Annotated in this window: 12 protein-coding genes and 1 pseudogene; 6 read left to right on the forward strand and 7 right to left on the reverse strand. The window is 71.8% G+C overall.

Annotated features, from left to right (window positions below; all coding sequences use genetic code 11):
* Positions 1 to 13: 13 nt before the first annotated feature.
* Both AC3IF3_RS25990 and AC3IF3_RS25995 read right to left on the reverse strand, forming a co-directional pair.
* Positions 14 to 1,588: a DHA2 family efflux MFS transporter permease subunit gene (locus AC3IF3_RS25990; protein WP_489230830.1), complete on the reverse strand. Its 1,575-nt coding sequence runs from the start codon at positions 1,586 to 1,588 to the stop codon at positions 14 to 16.
* Entirely contained in the window at positions 1,585 to 2,796 is a 1,212-nt protein-coding gene (locus AC3IF3_RS25995) for an HlyD family secretion protein (protein WP_489218883.1), read from the reverse strand. Before AC3IF3_RS25995 ends, AC3IF3_RS25990 begins: the two co-directional genes overlap by 4 nt.
* A 77-nt stretch (positions 2,797 to 2,873) precedes the next feature.
* On the opposite strand from AC3IF3_RS25995, the gene AC3IF3_RS26000 reads away from it, so the two are divergent.
* Positions 2,874 to 3,548 (forward strand): TetR/AcrR family transcriptional regulator, encoded by a 675-nt coding sequence (locus tag AC3IF3_RS26000; protein ID WP_243972469.1) that lies wholly within the window; start codon positions 2,874 to 2,876, stop codon positions 3,546 to 3,548.
* 468 nt (positions 3,549 to 4,016) lie between these two features.
* Positions 4,017 to 4,724, forward strand: coding sequence for a DUF1013 domain-containing protein (locus AC3IF3_RS26005; protein ID WP_243972471.1), 708 nt, complete (start codon positions 4,017 to 4,019; stop codon positions 4,722 to 4,724).
* A 42-nt stretch (positions 4,725 to 4,766) separates the two neighbouring features.
* Here AC3IF3_RS26005 and AC3IF3_RS26010 read toward each other — a convergent pair whose 3' ends face one another.
* Both AC3IF3_RS26010 and AC3IF3_RS26015 read right to left on the reverse strand, forming a co-directional pair.
* A complete protein-coding gene (locus AC3IF3_RS26010; protein ID WP_489230832.1) occupies positions 4,767 to 5,795 on the reverse strand; it encodes a histone deacetylase family protein in 1,029 nt (342 codons plus the stop codon).
* A 494-nt stretch (positions 5,796 to 6,289) separates the two neighbouring features.
* Positions 6,290 to 7,390: pseudogene (locus AC3IF3_RS26015) on the reverse strand (HD domain-containing phosphohydrolase); the annotation flags it as partial.
* A 458-nt stretch (positions 7,391 to 7,848) separates the two neighbouring features.
* On the opposite strand from AC3IF3_RS26015, the gene AC3IF3_RS26020 reads away from it, so the two are divergent.
* A complete protein-coding gene (locus tag AC3IF3_RS26020) occupies positions 7,849 to 8,733 on the forward strand; it encodes a LysR family transcriptional regulator (RefSeq protein ID WP_489218886.1) in 885 nt (294 codons plus the stop codon).
* A 118-nt stretch (positions 8,734 to 8,851) separates the two neighbouring features.
* Here AC3IF3_RS26020 and AC3IF3_RS26025 read toward each other — a convergent pair whose 3' ends face one another.
* Positions 8,852 to 9,889 (reverse strand): fumarylacetoacetate hydrolase family protein, encoded by a 1,038-nt coding sequence (locus AC3IF3_RS26025; RefSeq protein ID WP_489230834.1) that lies wholly within the window; start codon positions 9,887 to 9,889, stop codon positions 8,852 to 8,854.
* A gap of 774 nt (positions 9,890 to 10,663) precedes the next feature.
* On the opposite strand from AC3IF3_RS26025, the gene AC3IF3_RS26030 reads away from it, so the two are divergent.
* Complete coding sequence (locus AC3IF3_RS26030) at positions 10,664 to 10,918, forward strand: hypothetical protein (protein WP_243972482.1); 255 nt, start codon at positions 10,664 to 10,666, stop codon at positions 10,916 to 10,918.
* 116 nt (positions 10,919 to 11,034) lie between these two features.
* Here the strand turns inward: AC3IF3_RS26030 and AC3IF3_RS26035 are convergent, their stop codons facing one another.
* On the reverse strand, positions 11,035 to 11,256 hold the full coding sequence (locus AC3IF3_RS26035) for a hypothetical protein (RefSeq protein WP_489230836.1): 222 nt from the start codon (positions 11,254 to 11,256) through the stop codon (positions 11,035 to 11,037).
* A 524-nt stretch (positions 11,257 to 11,780) separates the two neighbouring features.
* Positions 11,781 to 14,321, reverse strand: coding sequence for a glycogen/starch/alpha-glucan phosphorylase (locus AC3IF3_RS26040; protein ID WP_489218888.1), 2,541 nt, complete (start codon positions 14,319 to 14,321; stop codon positions 11,781 to 11,783).
* Between the two features lie 653 nt (positions 14,322 to 14,974).
* Between AC3IF3_RS26040 and AC3IF3_RS26045 the strand changes: the two genes are divergently transcribed.
* The gene (locus tag AC3IF3_RS26045; RefSeq protein ID WP_489230837.1) at positions 14,975 to 16,570 is read left to right on the forward strand and encodes an alpha-amylase family glycosyl hydrolase; all 1,596 of its coding nucleotides are present in this window, start codon (positions 14,975 to 14,977) and stop codon (positions 16,568 to 16,570) included.
* 213 nt (positions 16,571 to 16,783) lie between these two features.
* A complete protein-coding gene (glgA, locus tag AC3IF3_RS26050; RefSeq protein WP_489218889.1) occupies positions 16,784 to 18,322 on the forward strand; it encodes a glycogen synthase GlgA in 1,539 nt (512 codons plus the stop codon).
* Positions 18,323 to 18,493: the final 171 nt, after the last annotated feature.

The raw sequence follows: 18,493 nt of genomic DNA on the forward strand, positions 1-18,493 counted from the left end.
CCGCATCCGCCCGTCAGTGCGCCTCAACGGGCCCGGCGGCGCGCTGGGGCTTCTTGAGGATCGCCACCACCGCGAGGCTCGCCACGAGGCTCACCCCCACCAGCCAGAACCCGTCCGCATAGGCCATGACATAGGCCTCGCGGCGGACCTGGGCGGCGAGCTGACCCAGGGCGACGCCCTTGGCGGCCAGCGGGTCGGCGAGGCGGGCGTGCATCCCGGCGGCGAGCGCCGCGAGCCGGTCCTGGGTCCGGGTCGCGTTGACGGTGATCGCCTCCGCCAGCACCGAGAAGTGGAAATGCTCGCGCCGGTCGATCATGGTCGACAGGAGGGCGATCCCGATCGAGCCGCCGAGGTTGCGCATCATGTTGGACAACGCCGAGGCGTCGGCGGTGTCGCGCGGGCTCAGGCCCACGGTGGAGAGCTGCGAGAGCGGAATCGTGAACAGCGGCTGGCCGATGGCCCGCATCACCTGCGGCAGGATCAGCTGGTCGGCGCCGACGTCGTGGGTCAGGCCGACATTGATCCAGCAGCTCGCGATGAAGAACAGCGTGCCGGTGACCACGAGGAGCCGCGCGTCCACGGCGCGCATGAGCAGGGGCATCATCGGGAACAGGACCAGCTGCGGCAGGCCCGACCACATCACCACGGTGCCGATCTGCTCGGCGTTGTAGCCCTGGATCTGCGCGCAGTAGACCGGGATGATGTAGATCGACCCGTAGGACACCGCGCCCAGCACGGTCATCAGCACGCAGGCGCCCCCGACCGAGCGGCTGGCCAGCACCCGCAGGTTGATGAAGGGCCGCGCCGCCGTCAATTCGCGGACGATGAACCCGGCGATGCCGGCCGCCGCCAGCCCGCTCGCCTCGACGATGACGGGGGAGCCGAACCAGTCCTTGCGCTGGCCCTCCTCCAGGACGAAGGTCAGGGCCGGCAGCCCGGTCGCCATCAGGCCGATGCCGATCCAGTCGCCCTTGAGCAACTCGCCCCAGCGGGCCGGGGCCTTCTCGAAGGCGCCGAGCTGGATCGCCGCCGCGATCGGCCCGAAGATCAGGTTCAGGTAGAAGATGTAGTGCCAGGACAGGTTGTCGGTGAGCCAGCCGCCCACCGTCGGGCCGATCGCCGGCGCGAAGGTCGCGGTCAGGCCGAACAGGGCGATGCCGACCGCCTGCTGGCTCTTCGGCAGGCGGGTGCGCACGATCACGATGGCGGTGGGGATCAGCACGCCGCCGGTGAAGCCCTGGCCGGCCCGGAACAGGATCATCTGGCTTAGGGACGTCGAGAGCGCGCAGGCCAGCGAGAAGGCGGTGAACAGCATCGTGTTCACCGCGAGGTAGCGGCGCAGGCCGATCACCGAGGACAGCCAGCCGGTGAGCGGGATCACGATGATCTCGGCCATCAGGTAGGCGGTGGAGATCCAGCTCCCCTCCTCGGTGGAGGCGCCGAGCGCCCCCTGGATGTCGGCGAGCGAGGCGTTGGTGATCTGGATGTCGAGGATCGCCGTGAAGGCGCCGAGGATCGCGCCGAACACGGCGAGCCAGTCCCGGAGGCTCGCCTTCTCGGAAACCGCCACGGGCGGCACGGCGCTCATCGGGGCAGGGCCTCGCTGACCAGCGCCGCCGGGGCGGGCTTCGGCCGGCCCAGGGCCGGCTCGACCGGATCGGCCGTGTGGACCGTGGCCTCCACCGACAGGCCGGGGCGCAGGCGGGCGACCAGCGGGTCCGTGGGATCGAGGGCGATGCGCACGGGCACCCGCTGCACCACCTTGGTGAAGTTGCCGGTGGCGTTCTCCGGCGGCAGCAGGGCGAACTGGGCGCCGGTGCCCGGGGAGAAGCTTTCGATCCGACCCTGGAATTCGTGGTCCCCGAAGGCGTCCACCGTGAACGTCACGCGCTGGCCCTCGACCATGTGGCCGGTCTGGGTCTCCTTGAAGTTCGCCACGCAGTAGATGTCCCGGCCCATCGGCACGAGGGTCAGGAGGCCGGTGCCGGCCGAGACGACCTGGCCGACCCGCAGCGCCCGGTCGCCGGCGACGCCGTCGATCGGGGCGGTGACGGTGGTGTAGCTCAGGTCGAGCGTCACCCCCTCGACCTTGGCCTGCGCCCCGGCGAGGCTCGCCCGGGTGCTGGCTTCGAGCGCCTTCAGGCTGTCGATCTGCTTCTCCGCCGCGTCGAGGGAGGCGGCGGCCTTGTCGCGGGCGGCGTGGCGCTGGCGCAGGTCGGCATCCGCCTGCTGCTGGCGCTGGACCGTGCCCGAGCCGGTCTGCAGCAGGTTCTGGTAGCGGGTGTATTCCTGCTGTGAGAAGGTCAGCGCCGCCTCGGCATTGGCGAGGTCGGCCCGCGACGAGGCGACCTGCGCCCGCTGCTGGATGATGGCCGAGGCGACGCCCAGGATCTGCGCCTTGTCCTTCTCGACCTCGGCCTCGGCCTGCTTGAGCTGGACCCGGTAGGACCGGTCGTCGAGGCGGGCGATCACGGCGCCGGCCTTCACCGGCTGGTTGTCGCCGACCATCACCTCCGCGACGATGCCGGCGACGCGTGGCGCCACCGTGACCTTGTCGGACTGCAGATAGGCGTCGTCGGTGGTCTCGAGGAAGCGGCCGATGGTCCACCAGTGCCAGCCGTAGCTCCCCGCCCCGCCGAGGGCGAGCAGCCCGACCAGGGGCAGGACGACCCGCGCCCGGCCGCGCCGCGGCTTCACCGCGGGGGTCGGGACAGGCGCCGCGCCGCCCGCGACGGGCGCCGTGCCGCCCGCAACTGGGTCGGCGCTCTTGAAGCTGTCGCTGCGACGTGCGTCCATCAGGTCTGGCCAGAATTAAAACGGTACGGTATCGTTTTGATAATCCGAACGACGCTGTCAGGCAAGGAGGATCGCGGGTGACGGTCACGGAGATCGAGGGGGCGGAGGCCGGGCCGCGGCGGGGCGGCCGGCCGACCCGTGCGGAGGCGACCCGGCGCGAGGCGCACCTGATCGCCGTGGCGACGGCCCTGTTCCTGGAGCGGGGCTTCGACGCCACCTCCATCGACGCGGTGGCCGAGGCCGCCGGGATGAGCAAGCCGACCGTCTACGCCCGCTACCGCGACAAGCGGGCCCTGTTCGAGGCGGTGCTGCGCGAGCGGATCGCCGCCTGGCTGGCGCCCCTGGCGGCGGCCGCCGAGGCGCAGGCGGCCCAGGCCGGGACCGACGATGTCGAGGCGACCCTGCACGATCTCAGCCGCACCCTGCTGGCCCACGGGCAGTCGCCGGGGGCGGCGATGCTCAAGCGCAACCTCGTGGCCCAGGCCCTGCAGTTCCCCGAGCTTGCCCGCCTCGCCCACGAGGAGGGCTGGCTGCGCGGCGTGCGCGCGGTGGCGCAGCTCCTCGACGCCCTCGCCCGGCGCGGGCGGATCGCGGTGGCGGACCCTGAGATCGCCGCCGACCTGTTCCTCAGCCTCGTCCTCGGCCGGTCGTCCCAGGCGTCCCTCTACGGCATCGCCACCGACCCGGAGACCCAGGAGCGGCGGCGGCAGGCGGCGGTGCGCCTGTTCCTCGACGGGGTGCGCCCGCGCTGACCGGCGGCCGGCGCCGGAATGTTGTTGGGCGGCCCGGGCCGCGCTATGTTCGGGAGTGGGACCGGCGGTAGCCGCCGCCGGTCCCTGGCATCACCCGCTCACGCGGGTCAGCCAAATCCAGACAAACGGGTGGACGGCGAGGCGGAGTCGGAAGCTCCACTCGCCGTCTGCCTGTCTGGACCATGCCAGAGAGATGACCATCCTCTGCACTCCCGGCCGCAACCGGCCGCGTGCGGCCTTCGCGGGTGAGTCGGTCAGGCTCACGGCCCGTTTGTAGCCGGCCTCCGGACGCCGGTTAATCGATCCGCGGCCGCCGAACCGTCGAACCCGCGATTGCGCCCCTCCCGGCCCCGGCCTATAGTGCCCCATCCCCATTCAACAGCGTGAGACGGGACATCCGGATCGACCATCCGGAGCCCGCGGCCCGATGCCCGGCCCCCGTCCCGCCAGGCCGGAGCACGAGAAGACATGTCCCAGGGTCCGCTGATGCCCAAGGCGACCGCCGTCTGGCTGGTCGAGAACACCTCGCTCGCCTTCGAGCAGATCGCCGATTTCTGCAAGCTCCACCCGCTGGAGGTGAAGGGCATCGCCGACGGCGAGGTCGCGGCCGGCATCAAGGGGCTCGATCCGGTCTCCACCGGCCAGCTCACCCGCGACGAGATCGAGAAGGCCCAGAAGGCGCCGCACTACAAGCTCAAGCCCGCCGTCTCGAAGGTGAAGCTGCCGGAGGTGAAGCGCACCACCAAGGGGCCGCGCTACACCCCCCTGTCCCGCCGCCAGGACCGGCCGAACGCCATCCTCTGGCTGCTGCGCAACCACCCCGAGTTGAAGGATGCGCAGATCATCCGCCTGGTCGGCACCACCAAGTCGACGATCCAGCAGATCCGCGAGCGCACCCACTGGAATTCGGGCTCGCTCCAGCCGATGGACCCGGTGACGCTGGGGCTCGCCACCCAGATCAACCTCGACTTCGAGGTCCAGCGCGCTGCGGCCGACCGCCCGGCCGCGGTGGCGGCCGAATCCGGGGCCTCGCTCCTGCCCACGGAAATCTCCACGGCCCGGGAGTCCGAGCCCGAGGAGGCGGAGGAGCATGGCGGTCGCGAGGAGCGGCTCGATGCCGATTCGGTCTTCGCCAAGCTCAAGGGCCGGCACCAGGACGAGGACGACGAGGCGTAGCCCGGCCGTCCGCGGGGCCGCGGCACGGAGACGGCGCGGGGTTCAGGTCCGGGCCGCGTCGAAGGCCGCCAGGAACGCCGTGAGGTTCTCGGGCAGGGCGGCGCAGAGATAGCCGCCCTCCTGCACGAGGGCCGTGGGCAGCCCGGCCCGGGCGATCCGCGCCGCCGCGCCGGCGAAACCCGCCCGGGTGACGCTCAGGGCGCCGATCGGGTCGTCCCCGGCGGCGTCGAGGCCGAGCGCCACCACGAGCCCACGCGCGCCCCGCGCGGCGATGGCCGCGAGCCCCGCCTCCACGGCGGCGAGCCAGGGCCCGTCGCCCGAACCCTCGGGCAGCGGCAGGTTGCGGTTGAAGCCCGCCCCCGCCCCCGCGCCGGTCTCGTCGGCATAGCCCGCGTAGAACGGGAAATAGTTCGCCGGATCGGCATGCACCGAGACCGTGAGGATGTCGGCGCGCGTGTAGAAGATCCCCTGCGTGCCGTTGCCGTGATGCACGTCGATGTCGAGGATCGCCACCGGACCGCCGGTGGCGGCGCGCATCCGGGCAGCCGCGATCGCGCTGTTGTTCAGGAAGCAGAAGCCGCCGGCGGACTCCGCGTAGGCGTGGTGGCCGGGCGGCCGGCACAGGGCGTAGGCCTGGCCCAGGGCCAGGGCGGCATCGGCGGCCGCGACGGCACATTGCGCCGCGCCGTAGACCGCGGGCCATGTCCCGGCGCGGATCGGCGTCGAGGTGTCGGCCATGTAGAGGCCGGCGAGCCCGAGGAGGCCGGCGGGCTTCCGGTGCATCTGCGGCCGGGCGAAGGCGCCGGTGAGGATCTCGTCGGCGATGCCCGGCATCTCCGCCCGGCGCGTCCAGGCCTCGGCCAGGAACGCGACGTAGTCGGGATCGTGGACCGCGTGAATCGGGCCGAGGCCATGGTCGCCCGGCTCCGCCAGGACGTGGCCGCCCTGCAGCGCCGCGTCGCGCAGGATCGCGTAGCGCGCGGCCTGCTCGGGATGCGGGATCGGCGTGCCGCGCCGCATGTAGAGCGCGGGATCGTGCCGGGCCGAGTCGGGGCTGTGGAGGACACGCATCCCGCGAGGCTAGCGCATCGTCCCGGACATCGGAACCGGCACGATGCTGTAGGTCCTTGATTTCGCATCCTCTTCTTCCGGAAGCCGGAGGCCGCCTTTCGGGATGATGCTCCCGACCGCCCCGCGCCGACACGGAATCCGGTCCGGCGGGAGGGGATCGGGGGCGATCGAACGCCGCGTCAGGCCGTCCGTCCGGGCCGGCCGTCCTCAGGCCGTGCGGCGGTCAAATGAGGTCGACCGTGCCGTCCGTGCGGACGACCTTCGGGCAGCCCGTCGCGTCCACCAGGCGTTGCGCCGCGTCCAGGGAGCTGTGACGCTCCCGCGCGATCGCCGGCACCGTCATCCATCGCGCGGTCATGCCGAGGCTCCGTCCGTGATCCGCCGGGGTCCCGGCGCAACGGCGGAACCGGCGGCGGCTTCACCGGGCCGTCCTCCCGGGCGACGAGGGTGTGCGGGTTGCGGACGAGCCAGCCCGCGGGCTCGGGCGCCGCGGCGGCGATCTCGCGGAACAGGGTCGGCACCCGCGCCCAGGGCTCGGTGACCGGTCCGGCACTCGGCCGGATCTCGGCCTGTCCCTGCCCGCCGGCGACGCCGATGTCCGGCCAGCGCGCGCAGAAGGCCGCGACGCAGGCCGGGTCGAAATGGCGCCCGCTCTCGGCGCGGATGCAGGCCAGGGCCGCCTCGAAGGACATCGCCGCCTTGTAGGGCCGCTGCGTCGTCAGGGCGTCGAACACGTCCGCCACCGCGACGATCCGGGCCGCCAGGGGAATCGCCGTGCCCGCGAGGCCGTTCGGATAGCCGCTGCCATCCCATTTCTCGTGATGCGCCTCGGCGATCTCGGCGGCCAGCCGGATCAGCTCGGACGCGCTCCCCCCCAGGATGCGCTTGCCGATGATCGCATGCGTCTTGATCAGGGCGAACTCGTCCGGGTCGAGCCGGCCGGGCTTCAGCAGGATGCCGTCCGGAATGCCCACCTTGCCGACATCGTGCAGCGGCGCCGCGAGATAGAGGCTGCGGCAGAAATCCGGGGCGAGCCCGAGCCCCTCGGCCACGATCTGGCTGTAGCGGGCGACCCGCCACGTGTGGTCCCCGGTGTCGTTGTCGCGGTACTCGACCGCCAGGGCCAGGCGGAAGATGATCTCCTCCTCGCGCTCGCGCATGTGGCGCAGGGCCGCCTCGACCTCGCCGTCGAGCCAGGCCGCCTGTTCGGCCAGCCGCCGCACGGCCTTGGCGAGGCGGATCACGTTGCGCAGCCGCACGGTCATCTCGACGCCCTGCATGGACGTGTCGAGGAAATCGGACGCCCCCGCCTCCAGGGCGGCGAGCCGCACCGCTTCGGAGATGTCGTTGGTGATCATCACCATGGGCACCTGCGCGTAGTGCGGGATCGTCCGCATGCACCGGATGAAGGCGATCCCGTCCATGGCGGGCGAGTGGCAATCCACCAGGACGAGGTCGAAGGCCTTCATCTGGGCCTCGACGAGGGCCGTCGCCGGATCGGCGTAGTCGGTCACGTTCACATCGGGCTTGGCCTCCAGCAGCCGGCGCAGCCGCAGGCGCATAGTCGCGCTGTCGTCAACCAGAAGCGCGTCCATCACGGGCTCTCAGAGCGTGTGGCGGGCGCCCGCGGACGCCCGGACCGGTGCGCCGTGTTCGCTTCGGTGACAGGCGCCAGGGATCGTTTTGCCATCGATTCAGATGATCCAGACCGTGTCGGAGATCATTGGACTGTCTGAGTTAATGACCAGTGAATAATGCTTTCGATCTCAAGAAATATAAGCTTCGATTGTTGCATATAAATATCTATCTTTGGCCTGAAAGGGTAGTTTTTGACGTGTTTGTACCAGACTTATCGATGTTAAGAGCAGCTGATAGCTGCATCTACTGTACTGATTTGGGTGCATAGCCATCAACAGAATTGCTCCGGGCCGGGCCACCCCGTCTTCGGGCGCCCCGGGTGCCGCGTCGGCCCGGGCGCGCTGACATGCGGCCGGGCCGACGCTACCGTCGTCGGACGGCGCGACGCGGCGGGTGGACGGAGGGCGCCAGGACGATGATGCGGTTCGATCTCATCGATCTCGGCCTGTTCCGGCACGTGGTCGAGGCCGGCTCGATCACCCATGGGGCGGCGCGGGCGAACCTCGCCCTGGCGGCGGCCTCCACGCGGATCCGGCTGATGGAGGACTCCCTCGGGGCCGCCCTCCTCACCCGGGGGCGCCAGGGCGTGAGCCCGACCCCGGCCGGGCGCGCGCTCCTCGTCCACGCCCGGGAGGTCCTGGCCGGGGTGGAGCGCCTGCGCGAGGAGATGTCGGCCTTCTCGGGCGGGGCCTTCGGCCAGATCCGGGTGCTGGCCAACACCAACGCGCTGACCGAGTTCCTGCCGGACGCGCTCTCGGCCTTCCTGGCCGATCACCCCGGGATCGGCGTCGAGGTCGACGAGCGCACCTCCGAGGAGATCGTCGGGCTGGTGGCCGAGGGGGTGGCCGATCTCGGCATCCTGTCCGGCACGGTGGATACCGGCTCGCTCCGGACCTTCCCGTTCCGGGAGGACCGGTTCGTGCTGGTCGCCGCCCGGGACCATCCCGTGGCGGGGCGCGGGGCGATCCCCTTCGCCGAGGTGCTCGGTCACGACCTCGTCGGCCTCGACCGGCGCAGCGCCATCAGCCGGTTCCTGGTCGCCCAGGCCGCCCGGGAGGGACGCCCGATGCGCCTGCGGGTGCAGTTGCGCGACTTCGACGCCGTCTGCCGCCTCGTGGAGGCCCGGGTCGGCCTGGCCATCCTGCCCGAGAGCGCGGCCGCCCGCGCCGCGCAGGGCCTCGCCCTCGCGGTGGTGCCGCTGGCCGACCCCTGGGCGCGACGCGACCTGACCCTGTGCCTGCGCGACCTCGACGGGCTGCCGCCGTTCATCCGCGCCTTCGTGGCGCAGCTGCGCGGCTGAGAATCCGGTTTCATATGGGCGAGCCCTGCTGCGGGTCCGGGGCAGAGCCCTGGTCCTTCAGGGGCTCCGCCCCCGAACCCCGCCAAAGGGCCGAGCCCTTTGGAATCCGGGGACGGCCCTAGCTCGGTACCGCCTGGATCACGTTGCGCAGGGTGCCGATGCCCGCGACCTCGGTCTCCATCACGTCGCCGGGCTTGAGGAATTCCGGCGGCTTGCGGGCGTTGCCGATGCCGGGCGGCGTGCCGGTGGCGATGATGTCGCCCGGGACCAGGGTGAGGCCGCGCGACAGCTCGGCGATGATCCGGGCGACCTTGAAGTACATCTGCTGGGTCGAGGCATCCTGCTTGATCACCCCGTTGACCCGGGTCTGAAGCCGGAGGTCGGCGGGGTCGAGATCCGCCGCGGGGACGATCCACGGGCCGATCGGCCCGTGGCCGTCGAGGCTCTTGCCCTTGAACCATTGGCCGCCGTGGAGCTTGATCTGCATGTCGCGGGCGGTGGTGTCGTTGATGACGCTGTAGCCGAAGACGTGGCCCATCGCGTCGGATTCCGCGATGTTGCGCCCGCCCGTGCCGATGACCACGGCGAGCTCCACCTCCCAGTCGATGGCGGTCGAGACGGTCGGATCGTAGGGAATCGGGTCGTAGGGCCCGTTCACCGTGTTGACGCCCTTGGTGAAGAACACCGGATGGGCCGGGTATTCGGCATGGGTGCCGCGGACCGCCTGCCCCTCGGCGAAGTGCTCCAGGTAGTTCCAGCCGACCGCGTAGATGTTGCGCGTCGGCGCCGGGATCGGGGCGAGGAGCCGCACGGTCTCGACCGAAGGGCCGTCGCCTGACGCGGCTATCCGGCGGACGCGCTCCAGCGCCGCCGGCCCGGCCTCGATGAGCGCGACCATCCGCGCGGCGTCGAAGCCGAGATCCGGGACGCGGGACAGATCGACGATGCGGCCGTCCGGGCGCACGGCGCCGAGCCGGGGCGTGCCGCCCGCCTCGGGGACGAACGTGGCGAGGCGCAGCGCCCCCTGGCTCCCGCCCGCGGGCGGGATCGGCCGTCCCGGGCCGGCGTCGGGCGCCTGCGCGGCGGCAGGCGCCGCCAGGACGCCGGCCGCCGTCGCGGCCGCCGAGAGGTGCAGGAAGTCGCGTCGTGTGCTCATCATCGTCCTCCGTTAACGCCGCGTCGGCATGCGCGGCGCTGCGTATCTGGCGCATGTCCCGCGGCACCGCCGCGTTGAATCGAGGCCCGTCCCGTCACGGCGGGCTGCCGAGGGAACGCCGTGGCCGCCGCCACGACGCGCCCGGGCGCCGGCCAGGGTGCGAGACTCGGGCGAGCCCGGCCGTATCACGAAGCGGGTCTCCGGAAGCCCGGCGGCGCGGGCCCGGGCCATGGCGGGCGTTGCATCCATCGTGACGCCGTTCCGGGTCGTGACCCTGTTCCAGACCCCCGGCAGCGCGGGGGTGACCGGGCCGATGACGGGGCTGCCCGCCCTGCGGAGCGCGGCGGCCGCCCTGGTCGGGCCCGCGCCCCGGCGCGAAAGCCACAGCCCGGCACGGATCCCGTCGGGGGGTGGATCAGCCTTGGCCGTCATTGGACACTGCCTACTGGCTCGTATATCACCGGGATCAAGCTTGGCCAGAAGGGCTGAGTATTGCTTTCGGGTGGCAATATGGTGTCGCGGATCGCGGTTCTAGGACTCATCGTGCTCCTGGCAAGTGCCTGTTCGCGTTTGCCGAGCGTGCCCACCGCGTACAGTTCCCTTCCGCCGGTCGCGCCGGCCCACGAGCTCGCGCGGACCGTGACGAGCCCCACCGCGACGAGTCTCGCTGCGACAAGTCTCGCCGTGACGGCGGTTCCGGAGGCGGCTTTGCCGGCCATCCGCATCCCGGGTGCGGGTCTGGGACGCGGTGTCGCGACGGGTGGAGGACAGGGTGTGAACCCCACGGATGTCCTGGAGGCCTCGGCGCGGGCGCGGCTGTCCTGGACGGTCATGCGCCCCGCGGAGCTGACCAGGCCGCTCTTCATGGACCGGGCGCTCGTGCACGCGAGCGTTGCGGAGACGGGGGCGCTCGCCGCGGACCGTCCGGCCGCCAAGGCCGCCGCGCCGACCTACAACCGGGAGGTGGTGATGGACCGCCTGGAGCAGGATGGCCGCCGCGCCGCCAAGCCGATCTGCTCCGGCTGCTGAGCGGCGCGCCGGCTCCTTCCCCAGTCCCGGCGACACCGCGGATCCTGACCCGGATCCCGTGACGCGCGGCGCGATCTCGTCCGCGTCGGTTCAGCGAGCCGCCGGAGCGGACCGCCTCAACCCTGCTCCGGACGCTCTCGGGCGTTCCGGTCCGCTTCGTCCCGGCGCGCCGCCCGGGCCAGGGCGATCAGGTCGGCGGCGCTCGGCGCGCCGCCCGTCCCCGGGACCGCGCCGACCAGCAGCAAGCCCGGCGGCACCGTGCGGATCCGGCCCCGGATCCGGCCCCCTTCGGCGCGCGCCGTCCGGAGGACAATTCCTAGATCGATCGGATGCGCCATGGGGCCGGGCTCCCCCGTCAGCGGGGATCGGGCCGGGGACGGGGCCGCGGTATGGGGATGGTGACCAGCTCGCCGGTCGTCGGATCGAGGATCGTCATGGGCGCTCCCGTGGCAGGGCGCCATGGCAGGCCCGAATTGTGTTTTAACCTTGGCCTTTGAGGCGCCGGCCCACAGTTTTCGTGGCCGATGTCGGCTCGGTGCGGTCGGAACCTATTGAATAGCCGTCACGACAATTGAATTCGATCCTGCATCCCGGAGCCTGCCTTCGCGTGTCCCGCGCCGAACCCCGGGTCGCCGCCGGGGCGGCCGGGTCGATCACCGTCGGCTCCAGCCTCCCGCCGCGCCCGCCGCCCTTGGCGTTCCACGGGATGCCGGCCGCGACGGGGTCTCCCCGCGGCCAGGCGGCGTCCGCTCCCACGGCGCGCGTCGACGATGGGCGGGCTCGCCGCCATGGGCGCCACAGCGTGAGGCCCCGGCAGCCGCGGGGGGCTCGCGGACGCGCCAGATCCGTGATCCCGGGCCGGTCAGCCCAGCCGGACCCGCCAGATCTCCGCGGCGTACTCGCGCATCGCCCGGTCGGAGGAGAACCACGCCATGCGGGCGGTGTTGCGGATCGCCTTCGCCCACCAGCCGCGGGGATCGCGCCACGCGGCGTCGATCGACCGCTGCACCCGCCAGTAATCGTCGAAATCGGCGGTGAGCAGGTACTGGTCGCGGCGGCGCAGGTCGTCGGTGAGCGGGCGGAACCGGCCCGGCTCCTCCGGGGAGAACCGCCCCGCGGCGATCATGTCCAGCGCCGCCGCCAGACGCGGCGAGGCCTGGATCGCCCGCGCCGCATGGTCCGGCACGGCCAGCCGGTCCCGCACCCCGTCGGCCTCCAGGCCGAAGATGAAGATGTTCTCCGCCCCGACATGGTCGCGGATCTCGATGTTGGCGCCGTCGAGCGTCCCCACCGTGAGCGCGCCGTTGAGGGCGAACTTCATGTTGCCGGTGCCGGAGGCCTCCATGCCGGCGGTGGAGATCTGCTCGGACAGGTCGGCGGCCGGGATGATCGCCTCGGCCAGGCTCACCGAATAGTTCGGCAGGAACACCACCTTCAGCCGGCCCGCGACCTCGGGATCGTCGTTCACCGCCTTGGCGACGTCGCAGGCGAGCTTGATGATCAGCTTGGCCTGCACGTAGCTCGGGGCCGCCTTGCCGGCGAAAATCTTCACCCGCGGCGTCCAGTCCCGGTGCGGCTCGGCCTTGATCGCCTGGTAGAGCGCCACCGTCTCGACCACGTTGAGGAGCTGGCGCTTGTACTCGTGGATGCGCTTGACCTGGACGTCGAACAGCGCGTCCGGATCGATGTCGATCCCGGTGCGCGCGGCGACGAGGGCGGACAGCGCCTCCTTGCGCTGCCGGCGCACGGCGGCGTAGCGCGCCACGAAGGCCGGATCCTCGGCATGGGCCTCGAGGCCGCGCAGCAGCTCCGGATCGTCGAGGACGCCCGCCCCCACGGTCTCCACGGCGAGCCGGGTGAGGCCCGGATTGGCGTTGTGGAACCAGCGGCGGAAGGTGATGCCGTTGGTCTTGTTGACGATCTTGTCCGGGTCGAGGGCGTGCAGGTCGGCGAAGACCGTGGAGCGCATCAGGTCCGTGTGCAGCGCCGAGACGCCGTTGACCCGGCGGGCGCCGTGGAAGGCGAGGTGCCCCATCCGCACCCGGCGGCCGTGCGATTCGTCGATCAGCGAGATCGAGGCGAGGTAGGCGGCCTTGTCGGTCTCGGCGCCCTGCCGGCCGTGCTTGGCCTGCTCCTCCAGATGCATCCAGTTGATCAGGTAGATGATCTGCATGTGGCGCGGCAGCAGCCGCTCCATCAGCTCCACCGGCCAGGTCTCCAGCGCCTCGGGCAGGAGGGTGTGGTTGGTGTAGTGCAGCGTGTTGGTGGTGACGTGCCAGGCATCCTCCCAGGACAGGCCGTACACGTCCAGGAGGAGGCGCATCAGCTCCGGCACCGCGATGGCCGGGTGCGTGTCGTTGAGCTGGATCGCCGCGTGATCGGGCAGGGACCGGACGTCGCCGCGCTCGGCCACGTGGCGGGCCACGAGGTCCTGGAGGGAGGCCGCGGTGAAGAAGTATTCCTGGCGCAGGCGCAGCTCCTGGCCCGCGGCGGAGGAATCGCTCGGATAGAGCACCCGGGAGATCGCCTCCGCGCGCATCCGCGCCGCCACCGCCCCGACATGGTCGCCGCCGTTGAACAAGGCGAGGTCGACGGGCTCGCCGGCCTCGGCCTTCCACAGGCGCAGCGCGTTGACGTGGCGCCCGCGCCAGCCGACCACCGGCACGTCGTGGGCCACCGCCCGCACGGTCTCGGCCGGCTGCCAGTGGCGCCGGATCACGCCCTCGGCCTGCGAGGACATCGTGACCGTGCCGCCGAAGCCGATCGCGTAGGTCGCCTCGGGCCGGGCGAATTCCCAGGGATTGCCCTCGGCGAGCCAGGTCTCCGGCGCCTCGCGCTGCCAGCCGTCCTCGAAGGATTGCCGGAACAGGCCGTGGTCGTAGCGGATGCCGTAGCCCATGGCCGGGATGCCGAGGCTGGCCATGCTCTCCATGAAGCAGGCGGCCAGCCGCCCCAGGCCGCCGTTGCCGAGCGCCGCGTCGGGCTCGGCCTCCTCCACGGCGTCGAGATCGACCCCGAGTTCCCGGAGCGCGGACCGGGTGGTCTCGGTGAGGCCGAGGTTGTTCAGCGCGTCCGACATCAGCCGGCCGATCAGGAATTCCAGCGACAGGTAGTAGACCCGCTTGTTCGGCACCCGGCGTTCGGCGGCCATGCAGGCCGCCACGATCCGGTCGCGCAGCGCCAGCGCGGTCGCCGCGAACCAGTCGCGCGGGCGGGCGGCCTCGGGCGTCCGGCCCAGCGCGAAGGTGAGCTTGGCGCGAATCGCCTCCCGCAGGTCCACCACCGCGTCGCCGCTTGCGGACAGGGCCGGGGCGGTCCAAGACACGGGCGCCGGGGCCTCGGGCGCGCGCTCCTCGCGGGAGGCATCCTGCGGCGCTGGCCGGATCAGAACATCGTTCAACACGTGCGCGTCCCCCAAAGTCTGGCCCCCGGCTTTTGGCGCCGGGGCAATCGTGGGCGGATTATCTCTTCTGTGGATTGCCGCCCCGTGAACGGGCGGGCGATCCGTGCCCCGAAGCGTCCGAGTGTGCGGCCGGCTTCCGGCGAAGTCGTGGCAGCGCTGCGCCTTTACGGCGCACGGGCACGGCCCGGGAGATATGGCACGCATTCGTGACATTCCAGTCACACGCGTCCGATAGGCAGGCCGCACTGCCGGTCGCGGGCGGTGGGGTTTGCCGCTGACCCTGAGCGGGTTTCGCAAAAGGAGCTGCTGATTTTGCGACGAAAACCTTCAGCCAACCAAGGATCTGAGCGGACGCAGGATTGGCCTTCCCACGGTCCATGACAGTCGTGCGCCGACTTGTTTGGCAAGCGCAACGAGCCCCCTCTCCCGTGCGGGAGAGGGTTGGGGTGAGGGGCGGGAGGAATCAGGATGGAGCGCGCCATCGACGCGCGTAAAGGCCGAGCCTTTTCCTGAATGTTCTCATCCCGCACCCTGTCCCTTTCCCGCACGGGAGAGGGGACCCGCGCCCCATTCGGCGAGGATGGCGTCGCTGTCGCGTACGGTGTGGCTCGCCAATTTAAGTCTGCTCAGGGCGGCAACGCGAGAGGCGCAGCATGACCGACACCGTCTGGTGGAAGCGCGGGACCGTCTACCAGGTCTATCCCCGCTCCTTTCAGGACACGAACGGCGACGGGGTCGGCGACCTGCCGGGCATCACGGCGCGCCTCGACCACCTCGCCTGGCTCGGGGTCGACGCCGTGTGGATCTCGCCGATCTACCCCTCGCCCATGGCGGATTTCGGCTACGACGTCGCCGATTACTGCGGGATCGACCCGCTGTTCGGCACGTTCGCCGACTTCGACGCGCTCGTCGCGGAGGCGCATCGGCGCAAGCTGCGGGTGATCCTCGACTTCGTGCCCAACCATTCCGCGATCACCCATCCGTGGTTCACGGAGAGCCGCGCGTCGCGCACGAGCCCGAAGCGCGACTGGTACATCTGGCGTGATCCCGGCCCCGACGGCGGCCCGCCCAACAACTGGCTGTCGAATTTCGGCGGCCCGGCCTGGACGCTGGATCCGGCCACCGGCCAGTATTACTACCACGCCTTCCTCAAGGAGCAGCCGGACCTGAACTGGCGCAACCCCGCGGTGCGGGAGGCCATGCACGCCGTGCTCCGCTTCTGGCTGGAACGCGGGGTCGACGGGTTCCGGGTCGACGTGATCTGGCACCTGATGAAGGATCCGGCGTTCCGCGACAACCCGGTCAATCCCGACGCCGCACCGGGGGCGCCCGGGATCACCCGCTTCCTCCAGGTCTATTCCGCCGACCGGCCGGAGGTGTTCGACGTGATCGCCGGGATGCGGGCGGTGCTGCGCGGCTATGGCGAGCGCGTGCTGATCGGCGAGATCTACCTGCCGGTGGAGCGGCTGGTGGCCTATTACGGCCCGGACCTGACCGGGGCCGACCTGCCGTTCAACTTCCAGCTGATCCAGACCCCGTGGCGGGCCGAGGCCGTGGCCGACCTCGTGGCGCGCTACGAGGCCGCCCTGCCCCCGGGCGGCTGGCCGAACTGGGTGCTCGGCAACCACGACCAGCCGCGCATCGCCGCCCGGGTCGGGGAGGCCCAGGCCCGCATCGCCGCGATGCTGCTCCTGACCCTGCGCGGAACGCCGACCCTCTATTACGGCGACGAGATCGGCCTCGGCCATGTGCCGATCCCCCCGGGGCGCGCCCGGGACCCCTGGGAACGCAACGAGCCTGGGCACGGCCGCGACCCGGAGCGCACGCCGATGCAGTGGGACGACAGCCCGCGGGCGGGCTTCTGTGCGGGCTCGTCCGCCGCCGAGCCCTGGCTGCCCCTCTCGGAGGATTGGGCGACCCGCAACGTCGAGGCCCAGCGCTCGGACCCGGCCTCGATGCTGACCCTGCACCGGCGGCTGCTGGCCCTGCGCCGCGACCACGCGGCGCTCGCGGTCGGCGACTACCGGGGCGTGCCCCTCGGGGTCGAGGGGGTGTTCGCCTACGAGCGCGTCCTCGGCGGCGAGGTCCTGCGGATGGTCCTGAACTTCGGCGGCGCGGCCCGGAGCCTGCCGCTGCCCGACGGCGGCTGGAGGGTGCTGCTCTCGACCCGCCCGGGCCGCACGGGCGAGGCGGCCCGCGCCGCCCTGGCCCTCGACGCCGCCGAGGGGGTGATCCTGCGCCGCGAATAGAAGTGTCGGCGGCTGGAGGGACTCCGTCCGGGTGCAGCTCATGCCGCATTGCACGCGGCGTAACCGAAGTTTAACGCAGCCAGTGGCCTATTTTGTGCGTCGCAGCGGAACCGTCGCGACGGAGGAGCATTGACTGTGGTTGAGATCGCGACAGCCGTGTCTGCCCGATCGTCTGCCAGACCGGGGCATCCCGCCCGGCCAGGATCAATGCCGATGCTCGATGCGCGCCGTGGTGATCCCTTCGCCGATCGGCCGTCGGGCGAAGGGGACGGCGCCGTTCATGTCCCTTCGGCCGCCCGGCCGGCCTCGCTGCGCCGCCGCATCCTCTACGCAACCCCCGAGATGGCCGATTTCGTGAAGACCGGTGGTCTCGGCGAGGTCTCGGCCGCCCTGCCCCGGGCCATGGTGCCGCATTACGACATCCGCGTCCTGATCCCGGGCTACCGGGAGGTCCGGGCCGCGTTCCCCGAGATCCCGGTGGTCGCGCGCCTCGACGGCTTCGCGGGGGTCCCGGCCTGCGACCTCGGCCTCGTCGAGGCGGCGGACGGGCTGCGGATCTACGTGCTGCTGGCGCCCGACCTCTACGAGCGCGACGGCACGCCCTACGGCGACGCCCACGGCGATTTCGGCGACAACGACCTGCGCTTCGCCCGGCTCAGCCTCGCGGCCGCGGAGATCGCCGCCGGCATCGATGCCGATTGGGCGGCCGATCTCCTGCACCTCAACGATTGGCAGGCGGCGCTCGCCCCGGCCTATCTCGCCTGGCGCGGCCGCCGGATCCCGAGCGTGCTGACGATTCACAACCTCGCCTATCAGGGCCTGTTCCCCCGGGACAGCCTGGGCCGCCTCGGCGTTCCGGACTCGGCCTTCCAGGTGGACGGCGCCGAGTTCTACGGCCAGCTCTCCTTCCTCAAGGCGGGGATCTTCTACGCCTCGCAGGTCACCACGGTGAGCGAGACCTACGCCCGCGAGATCCAGACCCCCGAGCTGGGCTGCGGCCTCGACGGGCTGCTGCGCACCCGCGCCGGACAGGGCCGGCTCGCCGGCATCCTCAACGGCATCGACGAGACCTGGGATCCGAGCACCGACCCCCACCTCGCGACCCGGTTCGAGGTCGACGACTGGAAGGGCAAGCGCGCCAATGCCGAGGCGGTGCGCCACCAGTTCGGGCTGGCGGTCTCCCGCGGGCCGCTCTTCGCCATCGTGTCGCGGCTCGTCCACCAGAAGGGCATCGACCTGAGCCTGCAGGCCGCCGAGGCGATCGTGGCCGAGGGCGGCCAGCTCGTGGTGATCGGCCAGGGCGAGGGCCGGTTCGAGCAGGCCCTGCGCGGCCTCGCCAGGCGCCATCCCGACGCGGTCGGTGTCCATGTCGGCTTCGAGGAGGCCCAGGCCCGGCGGATGTTCGCGGGTAGCGACTTCCTGCTGATGCCCTCGCGCTTCGAACCCTGCGGGCTGGCCCAGATGTACGCCCAGCGCTTCGGCTCCCTGCCGATCGTGCGCCGGACCGGGGGCCTCGCCGACACGGTCGAGGACGGGGTGACGGGCTTCACCTTCGCCGAACCCTCGGCGGCATCCTTCGGGGCGGCGGTCCGCCGGGCGCTGGAGGCCTTCGGCCAGAAGAAGCGCCTCAACGCCATGCGGCGGCGGGCCATGGCGGCCCGCTTCGGCTGGGATCGGGCCGCCGACAACTACGCCGGTCTCTACGCCCGCGCCATCGGCAACAGCCCGGCGCTCCGCTGGCGCGCCGCGTAGGGTTTTTACAGACGGATCGGCTCCTCGCCCTCCCCCCTCTGCGGGGAGGGTGGCCCCTCCTGACGCAGGGGCCACCCTCCCCGCAGCGCTACGATGCGCACAATTGCTGGCCGACACGTTCGCGCCTCCCCCGTGCGGTGAGGCGTTGGCGGTGGGGGTCGTGCAGGATGG

The organism is Methylobacterium sp. J-118 (assembly GCF_057836565.1).